General features: G+C 66.8%; 10 protein-coding genes. 6 read left to right on the top strand and 4 right to left on the bottom strand.

Annotated elements, in window-relative coordinates; translation table 11 throughout:
• Window positions 1–354 precede the first annotated feature (354 nt).
• Window positions 355–771 (bottom strand): MarR family transcriptional regulator, encoded by a 417-nt coding sequence (locus tag AB0M65_RS39170; protein ID WP_364040120.1) that lies wholly within the window; start codon window positions 769–771, stop codon window positions 355–357.
• 96 nt (window positions 772–867) lie between these two features.
• Between AB0M65_RS39170 and AB0M65_RS39165 the strand changes: the two genes are divergently transcribed.
• Window positions 868–1437: an NAD(P)H-dependent oxidoreductase gene (locus AB0M65_RS39165; protein ID WP_364040117.1), complete on the top strand. Its 570-nt coding sequence runs from the start codon at window positions 868–870 to the stop codon at window positions 1435–1437.
• Between the two features lie 4 nt (window positions 1438–1441).
• Here the strand turns inward: AB0M65_RS39165 and AB0M65_RS39160 are convergent, their stop codons facing one another.
• Complete coding sequence (locus AB0M65_RS39160; RefSeq protein ID WP_364040114.1) at window positions 1442–2209, bottom strand: NAD(P)H-dependent oxidoreductase; 768 nt, start codon at window positions 2207–2209, stop codon at window positions 1442–1444.
• A gap of 70 nt (window positions 2210–2279) precedes the next feature.
• Between AB0M65_RS39160 and AB0M65_RS39155 the strand changes: the two genes are divergently transcribed.
• The 5 genes from AB0M65_RS39155 to AB0M65_RS39135 all read left to right on the top strand — a co-directional run bounded on the left by AB0M65_RS39155 (window position 2280) and on the right by AB0M65_RS39135 (window position 6636).
• The gene (locus AB0M65_RS39155) at window positions 2280–3263 is read left to right on the top strand and encodes a helix-turn-helix domain-containing protein (RefSeq protein ID WP_364040111.1); all 984 of its coding nucleotides are present in this window, start codon (window positions 2280–2282) and stop codon (window positions 3261–3263) included.
• Between the two features lie 61 nt (window positions 3264–3324).
• On the top strand, window positions 3325–4032 hold the full coding sequence (locus tag AB0M65_RS39150) for a lysoplasmalogenase (RefSeq protein ID WP_364040108.1): 708 nt from the start codon (window positions 3325–3327) through the stop codon (window positions 4030–4032).
• Between the two features lie 67 nt (window positions 4033–4099).
• Complete coding sequence (locus AB0M65_RS39145) at window positions 4100–4417, top strand: metalloregulator ArsR/SmtB family transcription factor (protein ID WP_364040123.1); 318 nt, start codon at window positions 4100–4102, stop codon at window positions 4415–4417.
• Window positions 4414–4851: an SRPBCC domain-containing protein gene (locus AB0M65_RS39140; protein WP_364040105.1), complete on the top strand. Its 438-nt coding sequence runs from the start codon at window positions 4414–4416 to the stop codon at window positions 4849–4851. The genes AB0M65_RS39145 and AB0M65_RS39140 overlap by 4 nt, the downstream gene beginning before the upstream one ends.
• 21 nt (window positions 4852–4872) lie before the next feature.
• Window positions 4873–6636, top strand: a complete 1764-nt coding sequence (locus AB0M65_RS39135) for a S9 family peptidase (RefSeq protein WP_364040102.1) — start codon at window positions 4873–4875, stop codon at window positions 6634–6636.
• Here AB0M65_RS39135 and AB0M65_RS39130 read toward each other — a convergent pair.
• Entirely contained in the window at window positions 6633–7061 is a 429-nt protein-coding gene (locus AB0M65_RS39130) for a VOC family protein (protein WP_364040099.1), read from the bottom strand. The genes AB0M65_RS39135 and AB0M65_RS39130 overlap by 4 nt on opposite strands.
• Before the next feature lie 300 nt (window positions 7062–7361).
• Window positions 7362–7985: a LysE family transporter gene (locus tag AB0M65_RS39125; protein WP_364040096.1), complete on the bottom strand. Its 624-nt coding sequence runs from the start codon at window positions 7983–7985 to the stop codon at window positions 7362–7364.
• Window positions 7986–8286 lie beyond the last annotated feature (301 nt).

Genomic DNA, 8286 nt, shown 5'->3' with positions numbered 1-8286 from the left:
CTCAGCCGAAGAAACTCGACCTTCACACCTTCCCCAGTACATGAAGGCCCCCTTCCTTGCGCCTAGGTACAGGAAGGGGGCCTTCATGTACTGCACGCGAGCATCGGGGCGCCGGTACCGAGCGGGCAGGGTCTCGTGAGTGATTTGGGTCGTTCTAACGCAATGCCGCTTAGCTTATATTGAATTTGAAAACCAATTCCAAGACGTCGGCCGTCTGACCAGGGCAAACACTCTAAGGCGGGGCGATCACGAGACCCTGACCGACTGTCGCCCATAAGAAACCGCAGGTCAAGAGGTTGATCAACTTAAGCTAAGTGGCATTGCGTTCTAACGACCCAAATCACTCACGACCTGCTAGACGCCCCGAAGGGCTGCCACCGCGCTCGCGAGTTCGGGGTCGGCGTAGGCCTTGTCGAGGGCGGCCGCCAGTACCGCTTGATAGGTGGGCTCGGTTTCGGCGTGCCGTTCCCGGCCTTCCTTCGTGATGCACGAGTACACGCCGCGGCGGTCGTTTTCGCACGGGTCACGGTCCGTCAGGCCGGCCTCTTCGAGGCGGACGACCATCCGGCTCACGGAACTCTGGTTGAGCCCGATCGCCTCGGCGAGCTCCTGCATGCGCAGGACGCCTTTCTCGGTCGCGGCCAGTTTGCCGAGTGCGCGGTACTCGGACAGGCCGAGTCCGTGCTTGCGTTGCAATGCCTTCGTGAGCTCCTGCTCGATGCGCCCGTGCAACGTGATGACGCGGCCCCACGCCAGATCGTCGGCGGTCATGGCGACCTCCCTAGCTGTCCCTTGACAGTAGTTTACATGCAGTGACAGCCTCTGCTTGTACATACATGTACTTTGAAACCACTTCGGAGGACTGCGATGGCCGACGATCGAAGCTTTCTGTTCCTGCTCGGAAGCGCCCGCGCGGGCGGCAACACGGAGATGCTGGCGAGGCGGGCGGCGAAGGAGCTTCCTCGCGGCGTCAGGCAACGATGGATCCGGACGTCCGAGGTGCCGCTGGCGCCGTTCGCCGACCGGAAACACGACGGCGTGGAGTTCGTCCCGCCAGCCGGAAACGAGCGGTTGCTGTTCGACGCGACCGACGCCGCCACGGATCTGGTGATCGCGTCGCCGGTGTACTGGTACAGCGTGTCGGCGTCGGTGAAGCTGTACTTCGACCACTGGGCCGGCTGGCTGGATCAGCCGGAACTCCGCTTCAAGGAGCAGATGCGCGGTAAGACCTTGTGGGGCGTGAGCGCGCTCGCCGAGCAGCCGGAGCAGGCGGAACCGCTGATCGGAACCCTGCGTAAAACCGCCGGATATCTCGGAATGCACTGGGGTGGGCAGTTGGTCGGCAACGGGAGCCGCCCTGGCGACGTCCTGCTCGACGAGGGTGCGCTCAAGGCGGCCGAGACCTTCTTCGCCGGTGCCGATCTCGTGCGCGCCTGACCGCTCAGGCCGTGTGAACGCCGATTCCGCTCAGGCCGGACGCGAGGCCGTCACGCAGGACGAGGTGCTCGTCGTAGTCGCCGAAGTTCTGACGGCGGAACGGGATCGGGTCGCTGGTGGACAGGGTCCGCAGTCTCTCGCGCAGTGCTTCGGCCGCGATGCCGTACTCCTCGGGGGAAACCCGGTCGGCACCGCAGACGGTCAGCGGCGGGAGTACGGACATTCCCGCGTACCACAGGGTTCCGTGCTGAAGCGGGAACAGCAGATCGTTGATCTCACCGTTCACTCCGCGCGGTCCGAGCGTGCGTTCCGGGGCACCCGCGGTCAGCACGACCATCGCACGCTTGCCTGCCAGCATGCCTTCGCCGTAACGCAGGGTGCGGCCGTCGGGACGCTGGATGCCGTAAGCGAAACCCTTGACGAAGACGCGATCGAACCAGCCCTTGAGGATCGCGGGCATTCCGGCCCACCACAACGGGAACTGGAGGATCACCGCATCCGCCCAGGCCAGTTTTTCTTGCTCGGCGAGGATGTCGTCACTCAGTTCGCCCGAGGTGAAGGCCTTTTTCGACGTCGCGCCGACGATCAGCCGGTCGCTGCCTGCCGCGGAGCCGAAGTCGTCGGCGTCGACGAGGGGGTTCCACTTCATCGCGTACAGATCGGATTCGCGGACGTTCGCGCCCTGTTCGCGGAGCGTGCGCAACCCGTCGTCGCGCAACGCTCCGCTGAAGGAGCGGGGTTCCGGATGGGCGAAGATCCACAACACGTTCATGTCTCCAAGGTCTCTCGGAACGTTCGCGGAATCGAGTGGCCCGATAGCCAAGATGTGCAAGAATCGAGCCATGGCCGTTTTCGCGTATCCAGGCAGGCATCGGGTCGCCGTGCTGGTCCGCCACGGAATGCTGGTGATGGAGCTGGGCATCGTGACCAGGCTGTTCGGTACGGCCAAATCGCCGGACGGTGAGCCGCTCTACGAGGTTGTCACCTGTGCGACGGAACCGGGGCAGATCCGGACCGACGCCGACGTCGCCGTCACGGTCACACACGGGCCGGAGGTGCTGGCCGAGGCGGACACGGTGGTCATCCCGGCGTCGTCCACCGAGTACGAGCCCTCCGGGCACGACCTCACCGAATCACTCGCGCGGGCGCTGGACCTCATCCGGCCGGAGGCGCGGATCGCGTCGATCTGCACGGGTGCCTTCGTGCTCGCCGCCGCCGGCCTGCTCGACGGCCGGAAGGCGACCACGCATTGGCGCTCGGCGCTGGATTTCCAGGCGAAGTTCCCGAAGGTCGACCTCGACGCAGGCGTGCTTTACACCGACGACGGGAACGTGCTGACCTCGGCGGGTGTCGCGTCCGGTATCGACCTCTGCCTGCACATGATCCGCCGCGACCATGGTGCCGCGATCGCGAACGAGGTCGCGCGCGGGACGGTCGTTTCGCCCCATCGGGAGGGCGGGCAGGCGCAGTTCATCCGGCGTCCCGTGCCGGAACCGCAGTCCTCGTCGACCGCGGCGGCGCGGGCCTGGGCGTTGGAGAACCTCGATCGGCCGCTCACACTGCGCGAACTCGCCGCACGGGAGGCGATGAGCACGCGGACGTTCACCCGGCGGTTCCGCGACGAAGTCGGGACTTCGGCACTGCAATGGCTGACCCAGCAGCGGATCGAACGGGCAAGGCAACTGCTCGAAGAGACCGACCTGCCGGTGGACAAGGTCGCGACCGAGGCGGGATTCGGCACCGCCGCTTCACTGCGCCAGCATCTGCAGGCCGCGCTGGGGGTTTCACCGAGTGCGTACCGGAACACCTTCCGCGAGGCCGTCTAGAAGACGTTCCGTGAGCTGACTGGCTGGTAACTTACCCGGAAATAAGTTCCGGAGGTGGTCAGTGACGACAGCGAAGGTCCTCAAGTTCGCCGAGCGGGTCCTGTTCGGCGCCGCGGCGATCGGCACGGTGTACTCCGCCAGGACCGGGAACCGGCGGTTGCGGCTGGTGACCAAACCGGCCGCGGTGCCGGTGCTCGCCGCTCGCGTCACCCGCGCGCAAACGCTTTCGCCAGGGGAGAAGGGCCTGCTCGTCGCCGGTTTGATCGCGGCTGGCGCGGGCGACCACTTCATGGGCAGGTCGCACGAGGACCGCGAACTGATCAAAGGCGCGACGTCGTTCGGCGTGACGCAGGTGTTGTACTCCGTATTCCTGTGGCGCCGCGGCGCACGTCCGCGTGCCGCGACCGCGCCGCCCCGGCTCGGGGCGTGGGCCGCGGCCGCCATCGCGATGACGCTCCCGAAGCCGTCTCCGGTGTCCTCGGTGCTTTCGGTCTACGGAGGTCTGCTGAGTACGACGTCGACCCTTGCGGCAGACCCCGTGTTGGCGCCGAAGGCTCGCGTGTCGGGTGGCATGGTCGTTCCCTCGGGCGACCGCCGGACCTGGATCGCCGCCGGCGCGCTGCTGTTCTCCGCGTCGGACCTGGCGATCCTGATCCGCCGCGACTTCGTCACCAGTGAGCGCGTGCGGGCCAACCTTGAGACCTTCGTGCTCACGTCGTACCTCGCGTCCCAGTGGCTGCTCGTCGAGGGCATGACCGCGGAGGGCTAGAAAGTTAAGCAACTACTTGACTAACGGTCGGCGTGGATCCATAGTTAAGCATGTGCCTAACCAACGGATGGACCAGGTGTTCAAGGCCCTGTCCGACGGGACCCGCCGCGAAATGATCGAGCGGCTCACGCGGGGACCGGCTTCGGTCGGGGAGCTCGCGCAGCCGTTGTCGATGTCGCTGCCCGCGGTGATGCAGCACCTCCAGGTGCTGGAGGCGTGCGGGCTGGTCCGGTCGGAGAAGGCGGGCCGCGTCCGCACCTGCCACCTCGAACCGGACGGGCTGCGGCTCGCCGAGGACTGGCTCGGCGGGCAGCGCACCGGCTGGGAACACCGGCTCGACCGGTTGGGTGACTTTCTGAACTTCGACGAAGGGAAACGATCATGACCGTCAAACACGCCACCTTCACCCTCGAACGCGTCTACCCCGTGCCGCCGGAGCGCGTCTTCGCGGCTTGGGCCGATCCTGCCGCGAAGGCGGGCTGGTTCACCGTGACCGGCGGCGGTCATTCCCTGGACTTCCGCGTCGGTGGCCGTGAAGTCACCACCGGCCCGTCCGACGACGGGAAGCGGATGGCCTTCGCGTCGAACTACGAGGACATCGCCGAAAACGAGCGGATCGTCTACGCGTCGACGCTCTCCGCGAACGACGTCTTGGCGACCGTGTCCGTCACGACGGTCCTGTTCGAAGCCGAGGCCGATGGCACCCGGCTGACGTTGATCGAACAGGGCACCTTCCTCGACGGGCACGAGGAACCGAGCTGGCGCGAGCACGGAACAGGCTGCTGGCTCGACGATCTCGGCAAGGCGTTGTCGGCGTAGCTTTTCCGACAGTATGGGGACATGCTGACCGCTGAGCTGATCGTCGACAGTCATGTCCCGTCGGAACCCGCGCTTTCCCCCGACGGGAAGTGGGTCGCTTACCAGGTCTCGACCATCGCGAAAGGCGTCCCCGAGATCTGGCTCGCCGCCGTGGACGGCAGCGAGAAGCCCCGGAAACTGACCGAAGGCTCCTCGCCTCGCTGGTCGCCGGACTCGAAGCTCTCTTTCCTCCGGGACGGGCGGCTTCACGCGGACGGTGAGCCGATTCCCTGGGGAAGCGAGATCACCGCGTTTCTGCCACTGCGCGACCGGATCGTGTTCATCGCCGAGGACGAAACGCCCGCACCGGCCGTCTGGGTCTGGAGTGAGAGCCTTCGCCCGGCACGGTTGCGGAGTTTCGATCCGCGGACCGGGGAGATCAGGACGCTGATCGAAGACCACGTCGCCGACGTCGCCCGCCGACCGGACGACGGGGCTCTCGCCGTCGTCACCTGGCCGACGCCCGAAGTCGATCCCGGTGGTCTCGAACCCCGCCTTTCCGTGCTGGACCTGGAAACCGGTGAGCGGCGTGACCTCGGTCAGGTCGCGGTCGAAGCCGCCGGCCCCGTTTGGTGGCGGGACGAGGACGGCTGGCATATCGCGTATCTCGGGACTCCGGAACTGGTGGGTGGCTTGGCGGTCTTCGATGTTTCCGTGGAAACCGGGGAACAGCGGAACCTGACCGAGGAATCGACCTGCCCGGTCAAGCTCGCGCAGGTCGATTCCGGTGCACCGCTGGTGCTCGTCGCCGACGGGCTCGATACGGCTCTCCATCGGCTCGGGTCCGGCGAAGTGTCGTTCTGGCGCGGGCAAGCCGACGCGCTGGCCACGAACGGCGAGATCGTGGTCACCGTGCTGAGCACCACGCACCGGCCGAAAGATGTCCACTGTGGACCTTTGGGCGAAGCGTTGACGCGAGTCAGCGACACGGCTCCGGAGTTCGCCGGTATTTCGTGGGGCTCGCAGGAACGGTTGTCCTACAAGGCTTCCGACGGTCTCAGCCTGGACGGCCTGCTCGTCCTGCCGCCGGGAAAGACCCGGGCCGACGGGCCTTTCTCGCTGGTCACGCGGGTTCACGGCGGACCGTACGACCGGCACGCGGACCGCTTCATGCTCGGCTGGTTCCCGTCCGCGCAGTGGCTCGCCCTGGCAGGGCACGCCGTCTTCCTGCCGAATCCCCGTGGGGGACAAGGCCATGGGCATGAATTCGCCGCTTCCGTCGCGGGACGGGTAGGCCTGGAGGAATGGAGCGATATCGAGACCGGGATCGATCTTCTCATCGCCGAAGGAGTGGCCGATCCGGAGCGGCTCGGGATCGTGGGCGGGAGTCACGGCGGATACATGACGGCGTGGGCCGTCGGGCAGACCCGACGGTTCAAGGCGGCGCTGATGGTTGCCGGGATCTGCGACTGGGGGATGCTCGCCGCGACCGGTGAACTCGGTCCACTGATGGAAGCCGCGCATGGCGGGAGTATCGGCTGGGAAGGGACAGGCCCGCACCGGCATGATCAGCTCAGCCCGATCTCCTACGCGTCGAAGATCGAGACCCCCGTGCTGATCGTGCACGGCGCGGAAGACACCAACGTCCCGTTGTCCCAGGCGGAATTCTTCCACCGCGCGCTACGCCACTTCGGCGTCGAGCACGACCTCGTCGTGTATCCCGGGGAAGGGCATTCGTTCCGCGGGCGCGATCACCAGCTGGACCTGCTCCGCCGGGCCCGCGAATGGTTCGCCCGCCTGCTCTAGACGACCTTCGGCACACCGGGAACGTGTGTGCCGAAGGTCCATTCATAGCCTTCGAGATCGTCGACGCGGCAGCGGTAGTTTCCCCACTCCGTGCTCGCGGGTTCCCAGACCAGCGTTGCGCCGGCCTCGATGGCGGAGGCGAAAACGGCGTCCACGGCTTCCTGCGTCGGAAGGCTGACGTAGAGCCCGTGGCCGACGGTTTCGCCCTTGCGAGCCGGGCGGTCGTAGTCCTCCTCGGCGCTGAACACGACGATTCCGACGCTGCCGAGGCGTAGCTCGGAATGCAGGATCAGTCCCTTTTCGCCGGCGTACTCCGTGAGGGTCTCGAACCCGAAGGCGCTTTCGAGCCACCGGAGCGCCTTCGGTGCGTCGCGGTAGGCGAGGTAGGAGTGGAGAGTGGCGGGGCGTTCCGTGGTTTCGGTCATGGGGGCAGCCTCGCAACCCATGCGGACAACGACGGTCCTCAATCGGAAATCTTTCCGGGCGGCCCGAACCGGATCGGGAGCGACACGGCTTCGGCGATCATCGCGTCGACGTCCCGAAGTTCCCAAGCCGCGACTTACTCGCGACGCTGTCGTCGTCGATCCGCCGGGTTTTCCCGGCAGCCGCACGACTTTGCGGGCGCTGTTGACCGACGTCACCGTGGTGTCCAGCTGGCGATAGCAGCGCGCGTGCGGCTCGGGTTCGACCAGCCGCCCGCCCGCGCCGTCTCGAGAAAATCCGGATCACCAGAGTAGGCGGACACCGAGCACTGTGATGAGCGCGCTGGACGCGAGTGCCGTGACCAGCCGCCCACGGCGCCCGGTGAGCGCCTTGCCCAGGACGGCGCCGCCGCCCGCGAGAAGCAGTTGCCAGCTCGCCGAGGCCACGAACGCCGCGATCACGAAGACCACGAGTTCCGCTCCGGTCGACGAGGCCATGTCCTCGCTGCCGAGGACGAGTGCCGCGAAATAGACGACCGTGGTCGGGTTCAGCAGCGTGATCCCGAGCAGGCTCACGTAAGCCTTCAGCGGCCCGATCGCCACTGGCTGCGTCACTTCGGCCTTCGCGGAATCGCGGAAGTTCCGGACCCCGGTGATTCCGATGTGGAGGGCCAGACCGAGCAACACCACCACCGAGACCCAGCGCAGCGGGACGGCGATCGGCTGGATGACCGGGACGAGCTTGCTGCCGCCGAGTACCGCGACCAAGGCGTAGAGACCGTCCGCGGTGGCGACGCCCAGTGCGGCGTACGCGCCGATCCTGAGCCCGGTCCGAGCCGTCAGCACCACCAGATAAGTCGCGACCGCGCCCACCGGGATGGCGATGCCATACCCGGCGAGCAGGCCCGCGACGAGCGCGGCGCTCACGGTCGGACTGGTGTCGGCCTCCGACCGGTCCCGGCCTGCTGCTGCACCCGCACCCGTCGGGAGACGGAGGGCGTCGGCAGGAAGGTGATGGTCGAAGTCATGTGCTGAAGAATGCGAACAGGAGGCTCCGCGCGCAACACATTTACGGGGTCGCCGATCCGAAGCCTGCTTCGCCGGGTCGGTGGTGGGCTGGGTCGTGAGTGTTTTGGGTCGTTAGAACGACGGACCGGTCGTATGCGGTGAGCGCGGCCTCCCAGAGCCGAGCGGCTTCGCTTGCGGCGAAACGACTTTCGGCTTGTTC

Source organism: Amycolatopsis sp. NPDC051071, from assembly GCF_040682875.1.
Taxonomy (GTDB): Bacteria; Actinomycetota; Actinomycetes; order Mycobacteriales; family Pseudonocardiaceae; genus Amycolatopsis.
The sequence above is the reverse complement of the archived record's forward strand: the minus strand, read 5'-3'. Positions and strand labels throughout refer to the sequence as shown.

Bases quoted from the DNA above. Each gene is read 5' to 3' on its own strand.
- AB0M65_RS39170 (WP_364040120.1), bottom strand. From the start codon at position 771: ATGACCGCCGACGATCTGGCGTGGGGCCGCGTCATCACGTTGCACGGG.
- AB0M65_RS39155 (WP_364040111.1), top strand. From the start codon at position 2,280: ATGGCCGTTTTCGCGTATCCAGGCAGGCATCGGGTCGCCGTGCTGGTC.
- AB0M65_RS39140 (WP_364040105.1), top strand. From the start codon at position 4,414: ATGACCGTCAAACACGCCACCTTCACCCTCGAACGCGTCTACCCCGTG.
- AB0M65_RS39160 (WP_364040114.1), bottom strand. From the start codon at position 2,209: ATGAACGTGTTGTGGATCTTCGCCCATCCGGAACCCCGCTCCTTCAGC.
- AB0M65_RS39145 (WP_364040123.1), top strand. From the start codon at position 4,100: ATGGACCAGGTGTTCAAGGCCCTGTCCGACGGGACCCGCCGCGAAATG.
- AB0M65_RS39165 (WP_364040117.1), top strand. From the start codon at position 868: ATGGCCGACGATCGAAGCTTTCTGTTCCTGCTCGGAAGCGCCCGCGCG.
- AB0M65_RS39130 (WP_364040099.1), bottom strand. From the start codon at position 7,061: ATGACCGAAACCACGGAACGCCCCGCCACTCTCCACTCCTACCTCGCC.
- AB0M65_RS39135 (WP_364040102.1), top strand. From the start codon at position 4,873: ATGCTGACCGCTGAGCTGATCGTCGACAGTCATGTCCCGTCGGAACCC.